Source organism: Acidovorax sp. LjRoot194 (assembly GCF_964253015.1).
Taxonomy (GTDB): domain Bacteria; phylum Pseudomonadota; class Gammaproteobacteria; order Burkholderiales; family Burkholderiaceae_C; genus Acidovorax.
This window is the reverse complement of record NZ_CAXUQB020000001.1, coordinates 103,982-123,677: the sequence shown is the minus strand read 5'-3', so window position 1 is coordinate 123,677 and position 19,696 is coordinate 103,982. Positions and strand designations below refer to the sequence as shown.

At 67.7% G+C, this 19,696-nt stretch carries 22 protein-coding genes; 5 read left to right on the top strand and 17 right to left on the bottom strand.

Annotation, left to right across the window (positions count from 1 at the left end; genetic code table 11):
- The first annotated feature begins 24 nt into the window (after nucleotides 1-24).
- The 3 genes from ACSQ3N_RS00580 to ACSQ3N_RS00570 all read left to right on the top strand — a co-directional run bounded on the left by ACSQ3N_RS00580 (nucleotide 25) and on the right by ACSQ3N_RS00570 (nucleotide 3,459).
- Nucleotides 25-1,710: a PepSY-associated TM helix domain-containing protein gene (locus ACSQ3N_RS00580; RefSeq protein WP_056166597.1), complete on the top strand. Its 1,686-nt coding sequence runs from the start codon at nucleotides 25-27 to the stop codon at nucleotides 1,708-1,710.
- Complete coding sequence (locus ACSQ3N_RS00575) at nucleotides 1,703-2,041, top strand: DUF3325 domain-containing protein (RefSeq protein WP_235503861.1); 339 nt, start codon at nucleotides 1,703-1,705, stop codon at nucleotides 2,039-2,041. The genes ACSQ3N_RS00580 and ACSQ3N_RS00575 overlap by 8 nt, the downstream gene beginning before the upstream one ends.
- Nucleotides 2,042-2,505: 464 nt before the next feature.
- Nucleotides 2,506-3,459 (top strand): IS110 family transposase, encoded by a 954-nt coding sequence (locus tag ACSQ3N_RS00570; RefSeq protein WP_436145340.1) that lies wholly within the window; start codon nucleotides 2,506-2,508, stop codon nucleotides 3,457-3,459.
- Between the two features lie 76 nt (nucleotides 3,460-3,535).
- On the opposite strand, the gene ACSQ3N_RS00565 is transcribed toward ACSQ3N_RS00570, so the two are convergent.
- The 3 genes from ACSQ3N_RS00565 to ACSQ3N_RS00555 all read right to left on the bottom strand — a co-directional run bounded on the left by ACSQ3N_RS00565 (nucleotide 3,536) and on the right by ACSQ3N_RS00555 (nucleotide 5,980).
- Nucleotides 3,536-4,048: a DUF1993 domain-containing protein gene (locus tag ACSQ3N_RS00565; protein WP_056166591.1), complete on the bottom strand. Its 513-nt coding sequence runs from the start codon at nucleotides 4,046-4,048 to the stop codon at nucleotides 3,536-3,538.
- 161 nt (nucleotides 4,049-4,209) lie between these two features.
- Nucleotides 4,210-4,593, bottom strand: coding sequence for a VOC family protein (locus ACSQ3N_RS00560; protein ID WP_056410568.1), 384 nt, complete (start codon nucleotides 4,591-4,593; stop codon nucleotides 4,210-4,212).
- 124 nt (nucleotides 4,594-4,717) lie between these two features.
- The gene (locus tag ACSQ3N_RS00555) at nucleotides 4,718-5,980 is read right to left on the bottom strand and encodes an MFS transporter (RefSeq protein WP_436145339.1); all 1,263 of its coding nucleotides are present in this window, start codon (nucleotides 5,978-5,980) and stop codon (nucleotides 4,718-4,720) included.
- Between the two features lie 130 nt (nucleotides 5,981-6,110).
- Here ACSQ3N_RS00555 and ACSQ3N_RS00550 point away from each other — a divergent pair, with 130 nt between their 5' ends.
- Nucleotides 6,111-6,932 carry an AraC family transcriptional regulator gene (locus ACSQ3N_RS00550; RefSeq protein WP_436145338.1) on the top strand — a complete coding sequence of 274 codons (822 nt, stop codon included), beginning with the start codon at nucleotides 6,111-6,113 and terminating at the stop codon, nucleotides 6,930-6,932.
- A gap of 144 nt (nucleotides 6,933-7,076) precedes the next feature.
- Nucleotides 7,077-7,700 carry a flavin reductase family protein gene (locus tag ACSQ3N_RS00545; RefSeq protein ID WP_056166575.1) on the top strand — a complete coding sequence of 208 codons (624 nt, stop codon included), beginning with the start codon at nucleotides 7,077-7,079 and terminating at the stop codon, nucleotides 7,698-7,700.
- A 15-nt stretch (nucleotides 7,701-7,715) separates the two neighbouring features.
- Here ACSQ3N_RS00545 and ACSQ3N_RS00540 read toward each other — a convergent pair whose 3' ends face one another.
- The 14 genes from ACSQ3N_RS00540 to rsmG all read right to left on the bottom strand — a co-directional run bounded on the left by ACSQ3N_RS00540 (nucleotide 7,716) and on the right by rsmG (nucleotide 19,696).
- Nucleotides 7,716-8,093: a DUF4952 domain-containing protein gene (locus tag ACSQ3N_RS00540; protein ID WP_162241070.1), complete on the bottom strand. Its 378-nt coding sequence runs from the start codon at nucleotides 8,091-8,093 to the stop codon at nucleotides 7,716-7,718.
- Nucleotides 8,094-8,312: 219 nt separating this feature from the next.
- On the bottom strand, nucleotides 8,313-9,446 hold the full coding sequence (locus ACSQ3N_RS00535) for an alpha/beta hydrolase (RefSeq protein WP_436145337.1): 1,134 nt from the start codon (nucleotides 9,444-9,446) through the stop codon (nucleotides 8,313-8,315).
- A 146-nt stretch (nucleotides 9,447-9,592) separates the two neighbouring features.
- The gene (locus ACSQ3N_RS00530; RefSeq protein WP_056171666.1) at nucleotides 9,593-10,555 is read right to left on the bottom strand and encodes a hypothetical protein; all 963 of its coding nucleotides are present in this window, start codon (nucleotides 10,553-10,555) and stop codon (nucleotides 9,593-9,595) included.
- A gap of 169 nt (nucleotides 10,556-10,724) precedes the next feature.
- The gene (lpoB, locus tag ACSQ3N_RS00525) at nucleotides 10,725-11,339 is read right to left on the bottom strand and encodes a penicillin-binding protein activator LpoB (protein WP_056171664.1); all 615 of its coding nucleotides are present in this window, start codon (nucleotides 11,337-11,339) and stop codon (nucleotides 10,725-10,727) included.
- 46 nt (nucleotides 11,340-11,385) lie between these two features.
- Nucleotides 11,386-11,799, bottom strand: a complete 414-nt coding sequence (locus ACSQ3N_RS00520) for a YcfL family protein (protein WP_056171663.1) — start codon at nucleotides 11,797-11,799, stop codon at nucleotides 11,386-11,388.
- A gap of 35 nt (nucleotides 11,800-11,834) precedes the next feature.
- Nucleotides 11,835-13,373, bottom strand: a complete 1,539-nt coding sequence (locus ACSQ3N_RS00515) for a COG3014 family protein (RefSeq protein WP_436145336.1) — start codon at nucleotides 13,371-13,373, stop codon at nucleotides 11,835-11,837.
- 332 nt (nucleotides 13,374-13,705) lie between these two features.
- Nucleotides 13,706-14,452, bottom strand: a complete 747-nt coding sequence (locus ACSQ3N_RS00510) for a hypothetical protein (RefSeq protein ID WP_056171657.1) — start codon at nucleotides 14,450-14,452, stop codon at nucleotides 13,706-13,708.
- Between the two features lie 605 nt (nucleotides 14,453-15,057).
- A complete protein-coding gene (locus tag ACSQ3N_RS00505; RefSeq protein ID WP_436145335.1) occupies nucleotides 15,058-15,975 on the bottom strand; it encodes a ParB/RepB/Spo0J family partition protein in 918 nt (305 codons plus the stop codon).
- A gap of 61 nt (nucleotides 15,976-16,036) precedes the next feature.
- On the bottom strand, nucleotides 16,037-16,333 hold the full coding sequence (locus ACSQ3N_RS00500; protein WP_436145334.1) for a cupin domain-containing protein: 297 nt from the start codon (nucleotides 16,331-16,333) through the stop codon (nucleotides 16,037-16,039).
- Nucleotides 16,334-16,419: 86 nt separating this feature from the next.
- Entirely contained in the window at nucleotides 16,420-16,707 is a 288-nt protein-coding gene (locus tag ACSQ3N_RS00495; protein ID WP_056171651.1) for a hypothetical protein, read from the bottom strand.
- The gene (locus ACSQ3N_RS00490; protein WP_436145333.1) at nucleotides 16,704-17,255 is read right to left on the bottom strand and encodes an RBBP9/YdeN family alpha/beta hydrolase; all 552 of its coding nucleotides are present in this window, start codon (nucleotides 17,253-17,255) and stop codon (nucleotides 16,704-16,706) included. The genes ACSQ3N_RS00495 and ACSQ3N_RS00490 overlap by 4 nt, the downstream gene beginning before the upstream one ends.
- Nucleotides 17,256-17,289: 34 nt before the next feature.
- Nucleotides 17,290-18,132: a ParA family protein gene (locus tag ACSQ3N_RS00485; protein ID WP_436145332.1), complete on the bottom strand. Its 843-nt coding sequence runs from the start codon at nucleotides 18,130-18,132 to the stop codon at nucleotides 17,290-17,292.
- A 128-nt stretch (nucleotides 18,133-18,260) separates the two neighbouring features.
- Nucleotides 18,261-18,875, bottom strand: coding sequence for a LysE family transporter (locus tag ACSQ3N_RS00480; RefSeq protein WP_056171646.1), 615 nt, complete (start codon nucleotides 18,873-18,875; stop codon nucleotides 18,261-18,263).
- 140 nt (nucleotides 18,876-19,015) lie between these two features.
- Nucleotides 19,016-19,696: a 16S rRNA (guanine(527)-N(7))-methyltransferase RsmG gene (gene rsmG, locus ACSQ3N_RS00475; protein ID WP_436147900.1), complete on the bottom strand. Its 681-nt coding sequence runs from the start codon at nucleotides 19,694-19,696 to the stop codon at nucleotides 19,016-19,018.

The following is a 19,696-nucleotide window of genomic DNA, read 5'->3' as shown; positions in this document are numbered from 1 at the left end:
GCACGCCTTGAGGAGATAGGTCCCATGTTTCAAAATTTCCGGCTCACCATGGCCTGGCTGCACACCTGGTTTGGCCTGGTGCTGGGCTTCGTGCTGATGGTCGTTTTCTTCTTCGGCTCGTTGTCGGTGTTCGACCGCGAGATCGACCGCTGGGCGATTCCTGCGACCCGGTTCGAGCCGCAGCCGATGCCCTCGTTCGACAAGATCCTGAAGCCGGTGTTCCAGGACATGAAGCCCGATGCGGCCAACGTGGAGGCGGCCAAGAGCCGCGTGAACGGGCCCATCGCGCAGAGCTTTCCGGTCATCAACACCTGGAGCGCCTACACCACCCACCGCGATCCGGTGCTGGGCCTGTTTGCGGGCTACGAGCTGCCCAACGCCAAGGACCCCGAGGACATGGTCTGGGGCAACCGCACCATCGACCCGCGCTCAGGGGCCTCGCTGCCCGATGACCACCTCAAGATCGGCAGCCAGTTCTTCTACCCGCTGCACTACAGCCTGAACCTGAACTGGAAGAGCCTGGGCACCTGGATCGTGGGGTTCGCAGCCCTGATGATGCTGGTGGCCCTGGTCAGCGGCGTGGTGATGCACCGCAAGATCTTCCGCGAGCTGTTCACCTTTCGGCCCAAGAAGCACACGCAGCGCAGCGCGCTCGACCTGCACAACCTCACGGGCGTGGTAGCGCTCCCGTTTCACTTCATCTTCGCGTTCTCGGGGCTGGTGATCTTTGGCGGCACGTACTTCCCCATCACGCACACGCAGTTGCACCCGTTGCACGAGCTGCATGAAAAACACGAGGCCGCCGAGACCGGCCTGCCCCACGACCGCGCCAACGTGCCGGGCACCCTGGCCTCCGTGGACACCATGGTGACCGAAGCCCAGCGCCGATGGGCCGCGCAGGGCATGGCGGGCGACGTGGGCTTTCTGGTGGTGCGGCACGTGGGCGATGCCAACGCGTACGTCAGCATCTACCGCGCCGGCACCGACCGCATTGCGCTGGTGGGCAACGGCATCCACTTCAAGGGCAGCACCGGCGACGTGCTGCGCGAGGACCCGCCCCAGACCGCGGTGGCCAGCGTCAACACCTTCCTCACCGGCCTGCACCTGCAGCACTTTCGCCACTGGCTGCTGCGCTGGCTGTATGTGCTGGGCGGCCTGTCGGGCTGCGTGTGCATTGCCACCGGCTTCATCTTCTTCGTGGAAAAGCGCAAGCGCCAGCACGCCAAGCAGGGCGTGACCGGTGCGCGCTGGGTGGATGCGTTCGCGGTGTCCACCGTGACGGGCATCGTCATCGCAGCGCTGACCATGCTCATCGGCAACCGCCTGCTGCCCACAGACCTCGCCGGGCGCGGAGACTGGGAACAAGCCATCTTCTGGGGCGCCTGGGCCCTGGCGTTTGCGCACGGCATCTGGCGCACCGCCCCCGTCGCCAGCGCCCGCATGGCACCGGCCTGGGCCGAGCAGTGCTGGGCCATCGCCGTGCTGGGCGTGGCCGCGGTGCTGCTCAACTGGGTGACCACCGGCGACCACCTGCTGCGCACCATCGGCAACGGCTACTGGCCGGTGGCCGGTGTGGACCTGGCCATCCTGGCCAGCAGCGCCATCGCCGTGCTCGCCGCGCGCAAGCTCCATCGCCGCGCTCAGGGTCAGTTGACCCCCTCTGGCACAGATGCAGGCGCCGCCGCTGCGCTGGAGACCGCCCGTGCCTGACGCCCTGCTGCTGACCGCCGCCGTGGCGGTCAATGTGATCAGCCTCGGATGGCTGGCCTTGTCGATGGACGCGCACTGGGAGCAGGTGCGCGGCACCGAGCCACTGCAGCGCCACACCGTGCGCACCCTGCGCTGGATGGGCGCCACCGGCCTGCTCGTGGCCCTGGCCCTGTGCCTGGCCGTGGACCACGCATCGATGGCGTCGCTGGTATGGTTCATGGCGCTCGCGGGCGCGGCGCTCACCATCGCGTTCACGCTGTCGTGGCGGCCCCGCGTGCTGGGGGTGCTGATTGCCTGGGTGCGCCGCAGTCCCGCTGGCGTGGCCAGGTAACCGCCGTCACCCACAGATTGCTCGCTGAACTCAGGGCTTGATGGTGCAACGTTTGCGCACCGGCTTCGACAAGCTCAGCCCGAACGGGTTGTGAAATATCGGGAGGCGTGGCTGCCCAAGCCCGATTCCTCCACGCCCTCAAACACTGGCGCGCCCCAACGCCAGTGCACCCGTGGGACCGGCTTCGCCGGGCCACTGGGTGCGTCCCCCTCGGGGGAAGCCGCGAAGCGGCTCAGGGGGCAGCCAGTCCTTCCCGTGGAACCGGCTTGTATGGTGGAGGTGTTGGGGTGGAGGGCCTGAGTACCGGCTATCGGCTTTGACCGACTGGCGAAGATAGCCCCCACCCCGCCCCTGAGCGTCGATAAGGAACTGAGCCGCACCTCAGCGCCGATCTGTAAGCAAGCTAACGCCTGTGGCGGGATTCCACCCCAACGATCGTCATTGTTCATTGGAGGAATCTCATCATGCAAGTACCCCTTTGTTTCATCGGCGTGGACGTCTCCAAGGCTGAGCTGGTCGTGGCCACCCACGGCCAGGACGCTTGCCTTGCCGTCTCTAACGAGTCCACTGCCATCGTGCAGTGGTTGCACACCCTGCCCCCTGGCGCGCTCCTGGCCATGGAGTCCACCGGCCGCTTTCACCAGCTGCTGGCCACCCTGGCCGCCGGCATGGGTTTGACGGTGTTCGTGCTCAACGCCCGCGATGTGTACTTCTACGCCAAGGGCCTGGGCGCGCGCGGCAAGACCGACCGGGTGGATGCCCGGATCATTGCCCGCTACCTGGCCGAGCACCACGAGCGGCTGCACCCGCACTGTGTCCCCAGCGCCTGTCAGGCGGAACTGGAGCAGTTGATGGGCCAGCGCTGGACGGTGGTGACCAAGCGCACCGCGCTGCGCCAGTCGCTGCGCGACTGCAGCACGAGCATCGCGCAGGCGGCCGCGGGGCTGGAGGACGCCTTTGGCACCTTGCTGCACACCATCGATGGGCGCATTACGCAGTTGATCAAAGAGCAAGAGCAGTTGCACCGCGCTCGCACGTTGCTGCAAAGCATCGTGGGCATCGGTCCCCAATCGAGCGCGTTGCTGGTCACCGTGCTCGATCGCGTGGCGTTTTGCAGCTGTGATGCGCTGGTGGCCTACAGCGGGCTGGATCCCCGGGCCCACGACTCTGGGCGTAGCAGGGGGCGCAGGCACTTGTCCAAGCGAGGGAATCCGGCGCTGCGCCACCAGATGTTCATGGCGGCGATGTCGGCGTGCCACACGGTCACGTTTGCGGCGACCTACCAGGCGTTGCGCGCCCGGGGTCTCAAGAGCACCGAGGCCCTGGTCGTGCTGGCGCGCAAGCTGCTGCGCATTGCCTTTGCTGTGTGGCGATCGGGCAAGCCGTTTGATGCTCATCGCATCACCCCAAGCGCTTGACTCAAACCATAGAACCTTCGCCGGGCCACTGGGTGCGTCCCCCTGAGGGGGAAGCCGCGCAGCGGCTCAGGGGGCTTCAGGCCTTGCCCATGTAGTCCCGCTTGCCCAGCTCCACGCCGTTGTGGCGGGCCAGCGCATAGGCGGTGGTCACGTGGAAGAAGAACTGCGGCAGGCCGTAGTGCAGCAGGTACTGCTCGCCCACAAACTGCTTTTCCTTCGGCGTGCCGGCCTGCAGGATGATGGTGCGCGTGGCGGCATCGGCAAAGGCCTCCACGGGCAGGCTCGCGATGAAGGCGAGCACGGTGTCGATGCGCTGGTTCAGATCAGCAAAACCGGGGCGGTCCGCGTCCGGGTACGAGGGCACGTCCACACCCGCCAGCCGCGCCGCCACGCCCTTGGCGAAGTCGCAGGCGATCAGCACCTGGCGCGCCAGGGGAAACATGTCCGGGAACAGCCGCGCCTGCAGCAGGGCGTCGGGCTCGATCTTGCGGGCCGTGGCGTGGGCCTCGGTCTTGGCCAGGATGTCTTTGAGCGAGTTCAGCATCTGGCGAAGGACCGGGACGCTGGCGTTGTACAGGGGAGAGGTCATGGCAAGGTTTCTGGTCTGGGGATGGGGTCAAGCACAGGGAAAGAATGGTCAGTGCCCGGCGGCTGGGTTGTTCGTTGCCTGCCGGGACCGGAGCGCATTGCAGCACATCGGCGCACTCCGTGCTGGCACCCTGCCTTTTTCTGCGCGCCGGCCCGGCCGCGTCAGGCCAGGCGCTGGCGCAGCTGGATCACGTTGCCTTCGGGGTCATGGCCATCGCAGGCCCGAAAGCCCCGGGCCTCCCATTCCTTGCCTGCAGGCGCTATCTGCCCGCCCAGCTCCGCAGCCCGCAGCCGGGCCTGGGCGAGGTCCGGCACGGCGAAGAACAGCTTGATGGGGGTCTCCTCACGCACCACGGGCGGCTGCGTGATGGTGATGGTCCGGGCGATCCGCTTCGGAATGGCGTGGACCACGATCTGCACCGCGCCCGACTCCAGCACGATGTGGTCGCTCTCGGCATGCACCACGGTCAGGCCGCACAGCTGCTCGTAGAACGCAGCGAGCCGCTGAATATCCTTGGCAAAAACGACGGCGCCGGACGGGGGCATGGTGGACACGGTGGATCTCCTGGCAGTGGGATGGACAGGCCGATGAATGAAAGAGGCCGCCGCCATTCTCATCGAGATCCACCCCCTGGGCCCCGTGGCAGGCTGCCGCCCTGCCCGGCCCCGCTCAGGCCGCGGCTGGCGCCAGCGTCCTGCGCACCCGGCGCACATTGAACGCGCTGGCGATCAGCACGCCCTGCACCACGGCCAGCCCCAGCAGCACAGCCGTGAAGCGGCCCTGGTCGAGCAGCACGCCGAACAGCAGCGGCGACAGCGCCTGGCCGATGTCGAGGCCCGAGTACACGATGCCGTAGACGCGGCCGGTGGAGCCCTCGGGCGTGGAGCGCTTGACCAGCAGGTCGCGCGACGGGCCGGCGATGCCCGCGCAAAAGCCCATCACGCCGAACAGCACCGGCACCAGCACGCCGGGCACCTGAACCAGTGCCAGCGCCACGGCCACGCAGGCGGCCAGGCCAAAGCCGATGCCCACGATGCGCTCGCAGCGGGTGGGGTCAGCCGCCAGAAAGCCGCCCAGCACCATGCCGCCCGCGCTGGCCACCATGTAGACCGTGAGGCACATCGCCGCCAACGCCACGGGCACGGCGTGCAGCTGGCGCGCGGCCTCGGGAGCGAAGGCCTGCACCACGTTCAGCGCCACGGCGTAGAAGAAGAAGAACGCAAAGCACATCCACACGGCCGGGATGCGCAGGAAAGCGAAGTTGCCGCCCTGCCCCGCCGCACCCGTGGCGGCGGACTTGGCCGCAGGGCTCGGCGCAGGCAGGGGTGGCAGTGCCAGGTGGCGGCGGCTGACCAGCAGCACCAGCAGCACCGAGAACGCCAGCACGCCCGCACACACCAGCGCCACGCGCCACGATGTGGCGATGGCGATCGGCACCAGCATGGCGGGCGCGAGCGCCCAGCCCAGGCTGCCGGTGATGCCGTGCACGCTGTACGCATGCCCCAGGCGCGGCGCGCTCACGCGGCGGTTGAGCAGCGTGTAGTCCACCGGGTGGAACACGCCGTTGCCCATGCCCGCCAGCACCGAGAACGCGGCCAGCATGGCGTAGCTGGTGCTGGCCGCAAAGCCGAAGGCCGCCAAGCCCAACAGCGCCAGGCCGCCGAACAGGATGGGCCGCGGCCCGAAGCGGTCCACCACGAAGCCCGAACCCGCCTGCACCGCGCACGAGACCACGAAGAAGATGGTCATGAGGAAACCCAGTTCGGTGTAGCCGACCTGGAACGCGTCTTTCAGCCACGGGAACAGCGGCGCCAGCAGCAGCTGGCTGTAGTGGCTGATGAGGTGGGCGATGCCGACCAGCCCGATGACGCTGGCGTCAGCGCGCAACGGGATGGGGGCAGGCGGAAGGCTGGTGGCGTTTGCGGTGGTCATGGGGGCATCGTAGTATTGGGCCCCGGTTTCTGGAATGCGACGGAACGACAGGTTTCGGCGAATTTGCGCCAAACCGTCGGTCTGCGGCAGACCGCCAGCGCAACACACCGCTTTTTTTGCCAACCCCGCCATGGCCCGCACCAGCCAAGCCGCTCCGCTTGGAGACATCGACCCGTTCACCCCCACGCCCGAGAGCCCCGTGCGGGTGCGGGCGCGCGACATGCCGGCCGACATGCACTTCGAGCCCCACCGCCACGCCTGGGGGCAGCTGGCCTACTGCGCCAGCGGGGTGATCCAGGTGAGCGTGCACGCCGCGGCCGCCGCCACGGCGTACATCGTGCCGCCCTCGCGCGCGGTGTGGATCGCCCCCGGCGCGCTGCATGCGGTGGCGGTGCTGGAGGCCGCGGCCTTTCGCACGCTGTACATCGACCCCAGCGTAGTGCCGGCCGTGGGGGCCCACTGCCGCGTGATGGCGGTGACGCCGCTGCTGCGCGAGCTGGTGTCCGCGCTGGACCCGGTGGGCGGCCCGCCGCCCGGCCCCGCGCGCATGGCGGCCCTGACCGGTCTGGTGCTCGATGAGATCGGCCACGCCGAAAGCCTGGCCCTGGGCGTGCCCCTGCCCGGGCCGGGCAGCGACAAGCGCCTGCGTGCGCTGTGCCAGGCCGTGCTGGACGCGCCGGGCCGCTACGCCACGCTGCACGACTGGGCGGCCGACAGCGGCGCCAGCGAGCGCACGCTGGCGCGCCTGTTCCGCGCGCAGTTCAGCATGGGTTTTGCGCAGTGGCGCCGCCAGGCGGTGCTGGCCCACGCCCTGCCCCGCCTGGCGCGCGGCGAGCCCGTGGCCCAGGTGGCGGCGGCCAGTGGCTACGCGAGCGACAGCGCGTTTTCGGCGATGTTCAAGACGGCCATGGGACAGCCGCCAAGCGGTTTGATGGGCAAAAATGCGGCCTAGCGCTTGCTGCACAAGCGCTACCAGCTACTATTTTTATAGCATTTCAAACCATAGGGCCACATACGTTGTCCGCATGACCCCAGGCCTGCGCCGGGCGCCCCGAGCGCCTACGATGGACTCACCCTTGCCTTTGCGACGCACGACATGACCGCCACCGACATCCACAGCTACGAACCCCGCCAAGGCCACGGCCTGCCGCACGACCCGTTCAACGCCATCGTGGGGCCGCGCCCCATCGGCTGGATCTCCACGCAGAGCGCGGCGGGCGCCACCAACCTGGCGCCCTACAGTTTTTTCAACGCGTTCAACTACGTGCCACCCATCGTGGGCTTTGCGAGCATCGGTTTCAAGGACACGGTGCGCAATGTGCAGGAGACCGGCGAGTTCGTGTGGAACCTGGCCACGCGCGACCTGGCCGAGGCCATGAACCAGAGCTGCGCCAACGCGCCGCCCGAGGTCAGCGAGTTCACCCTTGCGGGCCTTACGCCCCAGCCGTCCACGCAGGTGCGCCCGCCGCGCGTGGCCGAGAGCCCCGTGGCCTTCGAATGCCGCAGCACGCAGATCCTGCAGCTGCAGGGCGCCGATGGCGTGCAGGTGCCCACCTGGCTGGTGCTGGGCGAGGTGGTGGCCGTGCACATCGACAAGCGGCTGCTCAAGGACGGCGTGTATGACACCGCCAACGCCGGCCACATCCTGCGCGCCGGGGGCCCGGCCGACTACTTCACGGTGGGGCCGGAGCAGTTGTTCAAGATGCACCGGCCGCGCTGAACGGAAGCGCCGGGGCTACGGCGACTCCAGCGGCAGCGTGACGCGCACCTCGAACCACGGGATCTGCGCCCAGTCGCTGCGGCGCGTGACCAGGGTTTCGCCCGCACTCATCTCCACAATGTAGGCCTCGGCCGGACCCGACAGGCTGCCAGCGCCCTCGCGGCCCCGGCGGCTGCGGGGCTCCCAGCCGCAGCAGACGAAGTGCAGGCGCGCCATGCCGGTGCGGCGCGCGAGGTAGCGCTCCACAGCGGCGGCCTGCGCGCCCGGCACGCGGTAGGTGGCTATCAGGGCGCGCAGTTGGTGAAAGTGGTCTTCGGTACAGCCCGTCCATTCCAGGCCCGGCGGCTTGTGCCGCAGCGTTGCCAGGAAATCACCGCATGTGGGAGCAGGCATGGTCTGGCCAAACGCGGCAGGTGCCAGCAGGGCCAGGCCAAGGCTTAAACACAGCGCAGCGGTGCGCGCCAAGCCGCCGCGTCCAGGCTGACCCAAGCCCCCGCGGCACGGCCAGAACCGCCAGTGTCCACCGTGTTGCCAACCAAGCTGCGCATTCCCGCTAGGCGCTTTCGCTCTATCGCAAGGCTGCGGTGCAACGTGGTGCTGCGCCATTGCCAGCTAGCGCCCCAGGGGCGCGCACAGCCCGGCGGACGGGGTGCGTGCCCATTGCTCGGTCCAGGCCCAGACCTGCTGCACACCGTCGGCGGCCACATCGGCAGTGCGGCGCTGCAGGCCGTGGTCGGCGCCGGCAAGGCTGCGCGCGCAGTACGGCACGGTGCGCACCGCGGCCAGCCCGGCAAAACGTTCGTAGGCCGCAGCAGGCACCAGCGCATCGTCGGCGCCCCACACCTGCAGCAGCGGCCAGGGACTGTGCACCAGCGGCAGCGTGAGCGGCCAGCTCCACAGGTCGCGCCAGTAGCCCAGGCTGCGGCCCTGTGCCACGACGGTGTCGGGCTGGCGGCTGGCCACCCTGCGGGCCAGTGCGTCCCAGTCCGCCTGCGCGCCCAGGCGCTGCGCCTGCAGCGTGCCCGCCTCCTGCGGATCGAGCCCACTGGCCGACAGCATCACCAGACCCGCCAATTGCGGCACTTCGGGCGCCAGGGCGGGCAAGAGCTCGGCCCCTTCGGAGATGCCGACCAGCAGCTGGGGCAGCGCGGGCCCGCCTTCCCGCGCGCGCTGCTGCGCATCGGCCTGCAGGGCAGCGCGTGCATGCGCGAGCCAGGCGGACAGGCGGTCGTGCAGCACAAAGTCCCGCGCGCAATCGCCCGGGGCCGTGCGTGCCTGCGGGTCCACACCGGGCTTGTGCAGCACCAGCACCTGCGCGTGCAGCAGACTGGCGAAGTAGCGCTCGGCGATCGGCCCCATGCCCGCGCAGCCGGAGCCCGGGATGACGATCACGCGGTAACGTAACGGCGCGGTGCGCGCGTCGCGCGTGAGGACCTGCAGCGTCGTGGCCCCGTCCGCACCTGGCAGCGACCGGCGCACGAAGTGCTCGCCCTGCGCTGCAGCCACTGCAGCAGCGTCGGCGTCATCGGCAGAAGCGGGTTCATACCCGCCCGCCATGGTCTCAGACACTGCCGATGCATCAACCTGCACCGGCGCCGCGCACCCGGTCAGCAGCCCCGCCACACCCAGCACCATGCAAAAGGCCAGCACAAGGCTGGCCCGGGGCCGCAGCGATGCGGCGGACGACCGAAAGGAAAGGGTTTGGAGCGGTGGTTGCCGGGCGTGGTGCACACCGAAGTCTGGCATGGCCGCAATGTCCTCAGAAATGCCGTCAAACACTATGGCACAGCGCCCCGCACTGGCACGCCCCAGGCAAGTGCCACCGTGGAACTGGCTTTGCCAGGCCACGGGTGGCGTCCCCCTTGGGGGAAGCGGCAAAGCCGCTCAAGGGGTTATTTCAAGATAATGACTTGCTCAGGCTGCTGCGGCTGGGGCACAGGCATGGGCTGGCCGCCCTGCTGGTACACCGGAGCCGGGCGCACGCCGCGCGCCAGGTGAGCGTCGGTGTAGCCCAGCTGCATGGCCATCTGCTGGTACACGTCCTGCGCCAGCGACAGCGAAGTCTCGCGCATTACCTTGGCACGGTTGGGTGGAGCGATGTCGCCACGGATCGACAGGATCTTGGTGTCGTTGCCTTCGCCCTGGGCGGAGAACGCGGCCTTGATCTCGTAGGTCCTGGTGTTGATCAGCGAGAAGTCGACAAGGAGCTGCAGGCCGTACTGGCGCGTGGCGCTGGTGGTGCCTTGCAGGGGCGAGAGCGCGTCGGTGAAGTCGATGCTCGACACCACGCCGAACAGCACGTAGTCAGCGCCATTGAACTCGCCCTTGCGAATGCGGCTGATCACGTCGTTGACCTGGGGCTGCACCTGGGGCGTGGCCATCTTGCCGCCCTGCACCTGGTTGAGCACCTGCTCGGCCTTGCTGGGCTGGGGCTTGCCCGCGTCAAAGCCCTTGCCCTGCACCAGGCGGAAGTACGTGCCCTGCAGGATGGCGCCCTTGATGTCGTTGGTGTAGCCGCCGAGTTCGCGCTGCTCGATGTAGCTGTAGCGGCCGGCCACGAAGGTGCCGCTGGCCTGCTCGGACGCCTGCACGGACTGCTGGCCCGAGTAAGAGCCCGAGCCGCCGTACATGCCGTGGCTGTGTCCGCCGCCGTGGCTGGCCTGCGCGCTCATCTGGCTGCTGCGCTGGTAGGTACCGGCCAGGAAGTACTCGGACACGCGCTGGGCGTAGGCCAGGTCGGTCACGGCGATCTTGGGCGCCGCGCCGGGCTGCTGCGCCAAGGCGTTGCCGCCCCAAGCCATGGTGGTGGCGGCGATCACGGCCAGGGCCGTGTGAAGGGTGGTTCTGCGTTGCATGGTGTGCTCCTTGTGAGCGTCTTCAATGATTCATTCGGACGGCGCCGGAGGGACCCCACGCCGCATGAAGTGAGCGCACCGCCCGCCAGCGCCACCGTGGAACTGGCTCCGCCAGGCCACGGGTGGCGTCCCCCTCGGGGGAAGGCGCGCAGCGACTCAGGGGGGCTTCTTACCTTTTGCTTGTTTTGCGGATCTCTTTTTCGTCCTGCCATTCGATCGTGCCTTCCTGCACGTCGAACAGCTTCAGCGTGAACTTGTAGTACACGTCCTTGGTGGCGTTGTTCTGCTTGACGATGCTGGTCAGCTCGCCTTCCATGGAGTACTTGGCCGCGGTCATCTGGCCGACCTTGGCGGTGGTGCCCTGCTTGTACAGGCCACTCTGGTTCTGGCGCTGCAGTTCGTCCACGCCCTGCTGCATTTCGTTGATGGAGCGCACGAAGCGCACCTTGCCCGACTTGACCAGCGAGGTCTGGATGGAGTTCATCACGTTGGTGGTGTCGATGTACTCGCTGGTCTTGTTCTTCACGGTGGAGATCGTCACCGTAGGGCGGCCCTGGAAGATGCCGGTTTCCAGCAGGCCGCCGGTCATCTTCTCGGCAATCATCTGCAGGTCGGTGGATCCGAACTCGTTGGTCACCAGCTCCACAGCCTTGGCGTCTCCGTAGTTGACCTGGCGGTCAAAACGCACGGTGGGCGAAGACAGGTTCTGGCAGGCCGACAGGGCCAGAGTGCTGGCCGCGAAGGCCAGGACGAGCGCGCTGCGCCGGATGGTGTTCTTTGTCATGGTTTTCTACTCCTCACTCAACAATATTTCGATGGGCAACGCTGGTTCAGCGGGGCTCGACGTTCATTTCAAGGCGCAGGTCGACCGCTGCGGCGGTAGGGGCCACGCTCTTGACGGTCTGCTGGCCCAGGCCGAGCACGCTCATCTGCTTCCAGGACTCGCCGTCGCCCACCTGGTTGCCGACGTTGTCCAGCCACTTGAAACGGTAGAACACAGTGCGGTCGGTGCGGCCCATGTTGGCCATGTCGGCCTGCACCACCAGGATGTCGTTCTTGCGCACGATGCGCATCTCGCGCACGGCGATGCTGTTGGCTTCGCCGCGCAGGGCGACCTTGGAGGCCACGGCCAGCGGGGTGGCCGGGTCGTGCAGCTGGGCGCTGGCCGCGGTGGCCAGGGTCAGGGTGAGCGCCGCGCACGCGATGGCAGGTGCAGCAGCAGCAAGGGCGATACGGGTTCTCATGCCAGAGGCTCCTTGGATGTAGGACATGGTGGTTTTCAGTTCTTCGCGGCAGGCGCGGGCTTGGTCGAGGTGGACTTGACCGCCGACTTGGGCACTTGGCGGGCGCGGTTGTTGGTGGTGGTCGTCGTCGTGGTGCGGGTCGTGGCGGCAGGCTCTGCAGCGGGCTGCGATGCAGCGGCCACGGTGGGCAGCTGGCCGAGCATGGCCACGTCGCCGCTCAGCACGCTGTTGTCGTACAGGCGCAGGGGCACCAGGGCGTACTGGCCATCGATCTTGATGGGCTGGGGCAGTGCGCGGCCGTTCACGGTCACGACGTGCTCGCCCGGCGGCAGGTAGCCGCGGGCCACGTACACGCGGCCGGGCAGCATGCGCCACATGCGGTCATCAGCCTGCTCGGTGGTGACAGACGCTGCCGCGCCGATGAGGCCGCCGACCAGGCCGCCGCGCTTTTGCAGCTCGTTTTGCAGCACGCCCTTGGCCACGGCGCGGGTGAAGCCACGCAGCACCATGCCGGGCATTTCGTCTTTCAGCGCGCGGCGGGCCATCACGTTCACGTCCACCACTTTTTCCAGCTTGAGGTTGGTGCCGGCAGCCGAGATGGTGCTGAGCAGCGCGTCCTTGGAGGGCTCGATCACCGGGTAGGAGATGCTGGCCGTGACCAGGCCGCGACCCGTGGGCACGGGCAGTGTGAAGGCCTTGGGCTTGCGGGCAGGTGCGTCACCGGCTTCGACGATGAAGAGCACGTCCGTCATGCGCTGGCGGCGCTTCCAGGTGAAGCCGGTGCGTGTGTCCAGGCCGCGCAGGCCTTCTTCGAGCACACCGGTTTCGGGCTTGAGCTCGATGGCCTTGCGGTAGCCGGGCGCTGCCAGGCCGGGCTCATTGAGCATTTCGTACAGGAAACCCGCGAGGTAGTGGCTCAGGGCGTTGGAGTAGCCGTTCTTGAGCGCCAGCACTTCGGGGTCGTTGAGCGTCTCGACGGGGTAACCGTTGAGTTCCTTGCCGCCCGAGGTCGCGCCCTTGGACTTGGCTTCTTCTTCAGCCGCCAGGGTTTCCTTGGCGCGGAACTCGGCAATGATGGCTTCGCGCTCGTGCGTGCGCTTGATGTCCACGCGGGCGTTCTCGAAGTCGCCCACGGCCATGCGGTTCAAGGCCAGCCGCGTGGTCACCCACACCTTTTCGTAGTCCTGGCCTTCGTAGACCTTCAGACGTTCGCTGATCAGCGCCGCGCCCACGGTGCCCATGAGTTTGCTGGGGTTGGTCTTGGCGGTTTCTTCCCATTCCTTGACCTTGGTGTCGGCCAGCAGGAAGGCGTTGGTGCTGTCGGGGTAGCGGCGGTCCATGCGCAGCAGTTCGCCGCGCTCCATGTTGTACAGCAGCGCCGTTTTTTCATCCTCGGACTTGGCCGTGCTCTCCAGCTGCGCCAGCGCTGCAGGGATGCCGCCTGTGCGGCCTGCGGCCTGCATGTCGGTAGCCAGCTTGTCGTGGCTCTGCATGGTGGCGCAGCCGGTCAGGGCAGCGCTCAGCGTCAGCACCCACAGCAGGCGTGGACGAAAACGGGACAGTTGGGTGGTCATGATGTTCCTAGCAGGACGGTCGGTTGCGCACCAGAAAACCCCGGCACCGCCCACGCGCAAAGCGCCCCTGTTCCACGCTGGCGCCGCTGCGAACGCGCGTTGCCGTGAATGCCCGGGGGGTTGTGTGTGCAGGACGGAAATACCGGATGAGGACGCTGCTGGCTGCACGTGCGCCCCCTCTCGGCGCTGTGTCGTGCTGCTGGCAACCACCTCTGGCTGTGAGTTTCTTGGTTGTTTTGTATGGGGTTGTAGCCAGGCACGCAATGTAGCAAAAGCTTGTATCTTTTCTGTAACCGTTCTCAACCCGTGCAATCTTTGCGACGTGGGCCATTTCAGGCCTCCACACGGTTGAGGGGCAGGCGGTACAGCCACACCACGCGCCCGCCCGGCACGCGCAACTGCACGCTGGGCAGCACGCCGGGCACCGCGAACTCCAGGCTCACCAACCAGGCGCCAGGGGCCAGCTCGGCCTCGGCCTTGGCGGCGGCGCGGGCCATGCTTTCAGGGCGCTGAAACAGGTAGACCATGCGGTAAGGACTCCAGTCCACGGCCCACATGTCGCCGCGGCGCACATAGGCCCACGGGCAGCGCAGGGCGCACAGCAGGCGCAGGGGCCAGCTCCACTCGACGCCCTCCAGCTGCGCGGCCGGATATGCCTGGCGCAGCGCTTTGAGGCCATCGCCCAGGCCGCTGCCGGCATCCAGAATGCGGGCGTCCAGCGCCAGCGGCGCCTGCGATGCCAGCGACTTGAGCGCATGCGGGGGCGTAGGGAACACCGGCGCATCGCGCCATGCGTTCAGCGGGTAGACCATCAGCAACAGTGCCAGGGGTACCAGCCAGGCCCAGGTGGGCAGGCTCGCTGCGCCCAGCAGCGCCAGCGACAGCGGAAACCCTGCAGCAATCAACCCACGCCGCCACCAGCTGCCGCCCAGCAGGCTGGCGGCCGTGCCCAGCACACAGGCCACGCCCAGCGCAGCGACGGACGGCACCGCTGCGCGCTGCAGCGCCACAAACACGAGCCAGGCGCAAGCCCACGCAATCAACGCGGGCAGGGGCCAGGGCATGCGCAGGGACAGCATCGGTTGGCGTTTCAGCGGCCGAACGGCCGACGCAGAGCGTTGCCAGAGGAGGCTACCCAGCCATCAGCGCACCCTGCAGGGCTGGGCATGGCGGGTGAGCCTGGAGCGCCTGTGTCGTTCGTGCGCGCACCGGCGGCAAGGCCGGAACCACGCCGGTCGCGGGGCTTGCGGGGGGACGAACGAAACGCGAAAGAGGGCATGGTCTGTGGATTCCAGGAGGTGCATCGATCACCCGGCAAACCATCGTGGACTTGCAGCACGCACCAATGGGGATTGCGGTGCTGGAGAGGCCTTGCGGACAACCCGGGAGTGTTGACCGCAGCGCAGTGTAGGCCCCGCAGTCCCACATTTTGCCTGTGCAAGTTACGTGTGGAAACTGCTTATGTGCGCTATTTCACACAACGGGTGGGCAAGCAACAACCCGCCAGCACGGTGCACGGTTTGCAGAGGCTGGCTTGCAATTTTCACCACTTAGGGCCCTGTACACAGGCTCGAGAGCGCGCTTGCTGAGGCAGAGCGCTGTGCCTGCCCTACCCCCACGTCTAATCCCTGCGAACCGAGAGCCTGGGTGCCGCTGCGCCAGTCACCCGAGCCCCGAAGGCGCCCTACTTCCGCAAGCGCTCGATCAGCCCGTTGAGCGCTTCGAGCGAGCCGAACTGGATCGCCAGCTCGCCCATGTCTTCCACACGCCCGTGGCGCTTGACGCGTTTCTTTACGCGCACTTCGACCTCGGCCATGAGCAGGTCGGAGAGTTCTTCTTCCACCCGCTTGAGGTCGCGCGACTTTTCCTTCTGGGGCTTTTGCGGCACCAGGCTGAACTCGGCGCCGATCTTCTTGACCAGGGCCTCGGCCTCGCGCACCGACAGCTTCTTGGCCGCGATCTGGTTGCCCGCCGTGATCTGCGCGGCGCGGTCGAGCGACAGCAGCGCGCGCGCGTGGCCCATGTCGATGTCGCCCGCCATCAGCATGGTCTGCACGGGGTCGGCCAAGTTCAAGAGGCGCAGCAGGTTGCTGGCCGCGCTGCGCGAGCGGCCCACCGCCTGCGCGGCCAGCTCATGCGTGAGGCCGAACTCGCGGATCAGGCGCTGCAGGCCGTGGGCTTCTTCCAGCGGGTTCAGGTCTTCGCGCTGGATGTTCTCGATGAGCGCCATGGCCGCGGCGGACTCGTTGGGCACGTCGCGCACCAACACCGGCACCGTGTCCAGGCCCGCCAGCCGGGCCGCGCGAAAGCGCCGCTCGCCCGCGATGATTTCGTACTTGCCGGCGTTGTCGCCCTCGGACAGGCGGCGCACCAGGATGGGCTGCATGATGCCCTGGGCTTTGATGGACTCGGCCAGTTCGTACAGCGCGCCTTCGTCCATGCGGGTGCGGGGCTGGTACATGCCGGCCACCATCTCGCTCAGAGGCAGGGTGTTGGGCAGGCCGGCTTCGGCGGCCTGCGCCTGCTCTGCTTTTTCAGCGACTTTGGGGCCCAGCAATGCTTCGAGGCCGCGGCCGAGGCCCTTGGGTTTCTTGGTGACCATGGGTGAGTGTCCGGAAGATGGATGGAAAGAATGGGTGCCGATGAATGCCGATCAGCGCCGCTCAGCGGTCGATGATCACGAGCGTGCCGTGGCTGCCCTCGGCCACCGCGTGCGGGATGCCGGCCGGGACGATATACACCTCACCCGCGCCCACCTGCACCCGCCGGCCTTGCAGGTCGAGGTTCATTTGCCCGTCCAGCACCAGCAGGGCTTCGTCGAAGTCGTGGGTTTCGTCGGGGTAGGCCAGCGCATCCATGCGCAGCACCTTGACGTTGGCGCCCGCCGCCCGGCCCACGATGGTGGAACGCCAGGCGTGGGGCAAAGTCTGCGCGACGGAAAGAAGATGGGTCTGGGACATGGTGGGTAGCCAGGGAAATGGGGGAGCGTGTGGAGGTGAGGGCTGCCTCAAGACAGGCCGGTGCAAACCGGTGCAGGCAGGCAGCGTCAGCCTGTGTGGCGCCCTGCCCTGCGCCTGCGCACCCGCCCGCGCCACAGGCGCAGCCAGATGCCGCAGGCCACGATGCACAGCACGGCGGCCAGCACGAACTGTCCCAGCGCAGCCACCACCACCGCGCTGCTGGGCAGCAGCCAGGCCAGCACCGCCTGCAGCGCATCGCCCAGCCAGAAAGGCGCCATCCGCCGTGGGGCAGCTGCGGGCGCAGCGGCAGGGGCGGCAGCAGGAGGTGGCACAGCGCCCCGGCGCCTGAAGAACGGCCATGGGGTGAATGTCATGCCGCCGACGACTCCTGCGCGAGCGACTGCAGCCAGCCATGGCCTTCGTCCCAGTCGCCCAGGCCCGACTCTGCATTGATGTGGCCCCGCTCGCCGTAGTCGACAAAACGGGCGCCCCAGCCCTGCGCCATGCCCTGGGCACGCTCCAGGATGCAGTACGGGTCGGTGCGGCTGCCCACCAGCAGGGCCGGGAACGGCAAGGGCTGCCGCGCAATGGGCGCCCAGCCGTGGATCTGCGCGGCCAGGTCGGGCCGCTCCACATCGCCCGGGGCCACCAGCAGCGCGCCGCGCACGCGGTGGGCGTTGGCCGAATGCGCCGCCCACCACGCGGTCAGGATGCAGCCCAGGCTGTGCGCCACCAGCACCACGGGGCCGTCGGCATCGACCACGCTCTCCTCCAGCCGGGCCGACCAGTCGCCGCGCAGCGGGCGCATCCAGTCGTGCTGCTCCACGCGGTGGTAGCCGTGCACGGCCTCCCAGCGGCTTTGCCAATGGCCGGGGCCGGAGTTCTGCCAGCCAGGCAAGAGCAAGATGTTGGATGCCTTCATTGCTATGAATTTAGTAGCTGCTAGCGCTCGCCTATCAAGCGGTAGGGGCCATTTTGACCACGGAATCTGGCGCTGACCCTGCCGTTGCCTGCACCGTTCCCGGTGCCGGCATGGTCTGCACGCGCTCGACCATCTCTTGCGCGAACTCGACAAACGCCTGGCTGCCCTTGGCCGCCGGGTCGAACACCACGCCCGGCAGACCGTAGCTGGGCGCCTCCGCCAGGCGCACGTTGCGCGGGATCACGCTGTTGAACACCTTGTCGCCAAAGTGGCCCTTGAGCTGGTCGCTCACCTGCTGCTGCAAGGTGATGCGCGGGTCGAACATCACGCGCAGCAGGCCGATGATCTGCAGGTCGGTGTTGAGGTTGGCATGCACCTGCTTGATGGTGTTGACCAGGTCGGTCAGCCCTTCGAGCGCGAAGTACTCGCACTGCATAGGCACGATGACGCCGTGCGCGCTGCACAGGCCGTTGAGCGTTAGCATGGACAGGGACGGCGGGCAGTCGATGAGCACGAAGTCGTAGTCGCCGTCCACCTCGGCCAGCGCGGCCTTCAGGCGCTTTTCGCGGTGCTCCAGGGTCACCAGCTCAACCTCGGCGCCCGCAAGCTCCCGGTTGGCGCCCAGCACCCAGTAGCCGCACTTGTCCGAGTGCACCGCGGCTTCTTTCACCGAGGCGGATTCGAGCAGCACGTCGTACACCGTGAGCTCCAGGCTGCGCTTGTCCACGCCCGAGCCCATGGTGGCATTGCCCTGGGGGTCCAGGTCGATCATCAGCACGCGCTGCCCGATCTTGGCCAGCCCGGCGGCCAGGTTGACGGTGGTGGTGGTCTTGCCGACCCCACCTTTCTGGTTGGCAACGCAAAAGATCTTGGCCATCAGAATGTCGCCCCCACGGTCGTGCACTTCGTGTTACTCCCTGCCCCCCGAGGGGGCCGCGTTTTGCCTTGGGGCGGCCCGGCGGCAAAACTGGTTTGTCCGTTCGTATGCATATGGGTGAGTAGGATTTATTTGGAGATGGCCAGCTTGATGCCAAAGCCGATGAGGAACACGCCGGCCAGCTTTTCCAGCCCCCGGCCGATGCGCGGATTGGCGCGCATGCGTTCGGCCAGAAAGTGGGTGAGCAGCACGGCGATCAGGCCGTACGCGAACGTCAGTGCGGCGACGGTGGCGGCCATCACGCCGAAGGTCAGCATGCCCTGGTGGCGCGCCGGGTCCACGAACAGGGGAAAGAACGCCATGTAGAAAACGATGGCCTTGGGGTTGAGCAAGGTGATCAGCGCCGCCTGCTTGAAGTAGTGGCGCGGCTCGATGTTCAGGATGGGCTTGGCGCCAGGCTTGGCCGTGAGCATCTTGAAGCCCAGCCAGGCCAGGTAGGCCGCGCCCAGCCACTGCACTGCGTTGAAGGCTGTAGGGTACGTGGCCAGCAAAGTGGCCACACCGGCCACCGCCGCCCACATCAGCACTTGGTCACCCGCAATCACACCCATCGTCGCACCCAGGCCACCCCGCACGCCGCCCTTGCTGGTCGAGGTGATGAGCGCCAGATTGCCGGGGCCGGGAATGGCCAGGAACAACACGATGGCGGCGACAAAGGCGCCGTAGTCTGCGATGCCGAACAAGATCTCTCCCGGTGTACTGGGTGGGTGCTGCGGAAGGTGCATCCACGACGAGCAGCCGAGTTTAAGCGACCATCCTGCCCTGGCCCTCAATTAGCTGCCTATTGGCGCATCGGCGCCCGTTCAAAAACCCTTGGAGCCCCTCAGGCCGGCTTCAACCAGATGATGCAGCGCTCGGCCTCCAGGCCCGGCACAGTCAGTTGTTCCACGTGAAACACCTTGGCTGCCGCAGGCAACGCCGCGATTTCATCCTCCGGGTGCTTGCCCTTCATGGCCAGCCAGACACCGTGCGGCGTGGCCAGTGCGCCCTGCGACCAGGTCACGAAGTCCTGCAGCGAAGCAAACGCACGGCAGCTGATGATGTCGAACGGGGTCGTCAACGTCTCCACCCGAGCATGCACGCCATGCAGGTTGCGCAGCTTCAAGGACACTGCCGCCTGCTGGATGAAAGCCGCCTTCTTGCCCACGGTGTCCACGCAGCTCACATCCACCCCCGGGCAGCAAATGGCAAACACCACTCCCGGCAGCCCGCCCCCCGAGCCGACGTCCAGCAGACGCACCGTGCCTGCCGCCATGCCCTGCTGCTCCAGCGCGGCCACATGCCGGCGCAGCGGCGCCACCGCCGCCAGGCTGTCCAGCAGGTGGTGCGTCATCATCTCCTGCGGGTCGCGCACCGAGGTCAGGTTGTAGACCTTGTTCCACTTCTGCAGCAGCGCCAGAAAGTCCATCAACTGCGTGATCTGGGCGTCACCCAGGCCCAGGGCCAAAGCCTCTGCGCCTGCCTGCAGCTGGCTGCGCAGCGCGTCGTTATGGGGTACCACCAT

Bases quoted from the DNA above. Each gene is read 5' to 3' on its own strand.
- ACSQ3N_RS00580 (WP_056166597.1), top strand. From the start codon at position 25: ATGTTTCAAAATTTCCGGCTCACCATGGCCTGGCTGCACACCTGGTTT.
- ACSQ3N_RS00570 (WP_436145340.1), top strand. From the start codon at position 2,506: ATGCAAGTACCCCTTTGTTTCATCGGCGTGGACGTCTCCAAGGCTGAG.
- ACSQ3N_RS00565 (WP_056166591.1), bottom strand. From the start codon at position 4,048: ATGACCTCTCCCCTGTACAACGCCAGCGTCCCGGTCCTTCGCCAGATG.
- ACSQ3N_RS00560 (WP_056410568.1), bottom strand. From the start codon at position 4,593: ATGCCCCCGTCCGGCGCCGTCGTTTTTGCCAAGGATATTCAGCGGCTC.
- ACSQ3N_RS00555 (WP_436145339.1), bottom strand. From the start codon at position 5,980: ATGACCACCGCAAACGCCACCAGCCTTCCGCCTGCCCCCATCCCGTTG.
- ACSQ3N_RS00550 (WP_436145338.1), top strand. From the start codon at position 6,111: ATGGCCCGCACCAGCCAAGCCGCTCCGCTTGGAGACATCGACCCGTTC.
- ACSQ3N_RS00545 (WP_056166575.1), top strand. From the start codon at position 7,077: ATGACCGCCACCGACATCCACAGCTACGAACCCCGCCAAGGCCACGGC.
- ACSQ3N_RS00540 (WP_162241070.1), bottom strand. From the start codon at position 8,093: ATGCCTGCTCCCACATGCGGTGATTTCCTGGCAACGCTGCGGCACAAG.
- ACSQ3N_RS00535 (WP_436145337.1), bottom strand. From the start codon at position 9,446: ATGCCAGACTTCGGTGTGCACCACGCCCGGCAACCACCGCTCCAAACC.
- ACSQ3N_RS00530 (WP_056171666.1), bottom strand. From the start codon at position 10,555: ATGCAACGCAGAACCACCCTTCACACGGCCCTGGCCGTGATCGCCGCC.
- lpoB (WP_056171664.1), bottom strand. From the start codon at position 11,339: ATGACAAAGAACACCATCCGGCGCAGCGCGCTCGTCCTGGCCTTCGCG.
- ACSQ3N_RS00520 (WP_056171663.1), bottom strand. From the start codon at position 11,799: ATGAGAACCCGTATCGCCCTTGCTGCTGCTGCACCTGCCATCGCGTGC.
- ACSQ3N_RS00515 (WP_436145336.1), bottom strand. From the start codon at position 13,373: ATGACCACCCAACTGTCCCGTTTTCGTCCACGCCTGCTGTGGGTGCTG.
- ACSQ3N_RS00510 (WP_056171657.1), bottom strand. From the start codon at position 14,452: ATGCTGTCCCTGCGCATGCCCTGGCCCCTGCCCGCGTTGATTGCGTGG.
- ACSQ3N_RS00505 (WP_436145335.1), bottom strand. From the start codon at position 15,975: ATGGTCACCAAGAAACCCAAGGGCCTCGGCCGCGGCCTCGAAGCATTG.
- ACSQ3N_RS00500 (WP_436145334.1), bottom strand. From the start codon at position 16,333: ATGTCCCAGACCCATCTTCTTTCCGTCGCGCAGACTTTGCCCCACGCC.
- ACSQ3N_RS00495 (WP_056171651.1), bottom strand. From the start codon at position 16,707: ATGACATTCACCCCATGGCCGTTCTTCAGGCGCCGGGGCGCTGTGCCA.
- ACSQ3N_RS00490 (WP_436145333.1), bottom strand. From the start codon at position 17,255: ATGAAGGCATCCAACATCTTGCTCTTGCCTGGCTGGCAGAACTCCGGC.
- ACSQ3N_RS00485 (WP_436145332.1), bottom strand. From the start codon at position 18,132: ATGGCCAAGATCTTTTGCGTTGCCAACCAGAAAGGTGGGGTCGGCAAG.
- rsmG (WP_436147900.1), bottom strand. From the start codon at position 19,696: ATGGTGGTACCCCATAACGACGCGCTGCGCAGCCAGCTGCAGGCAGGC.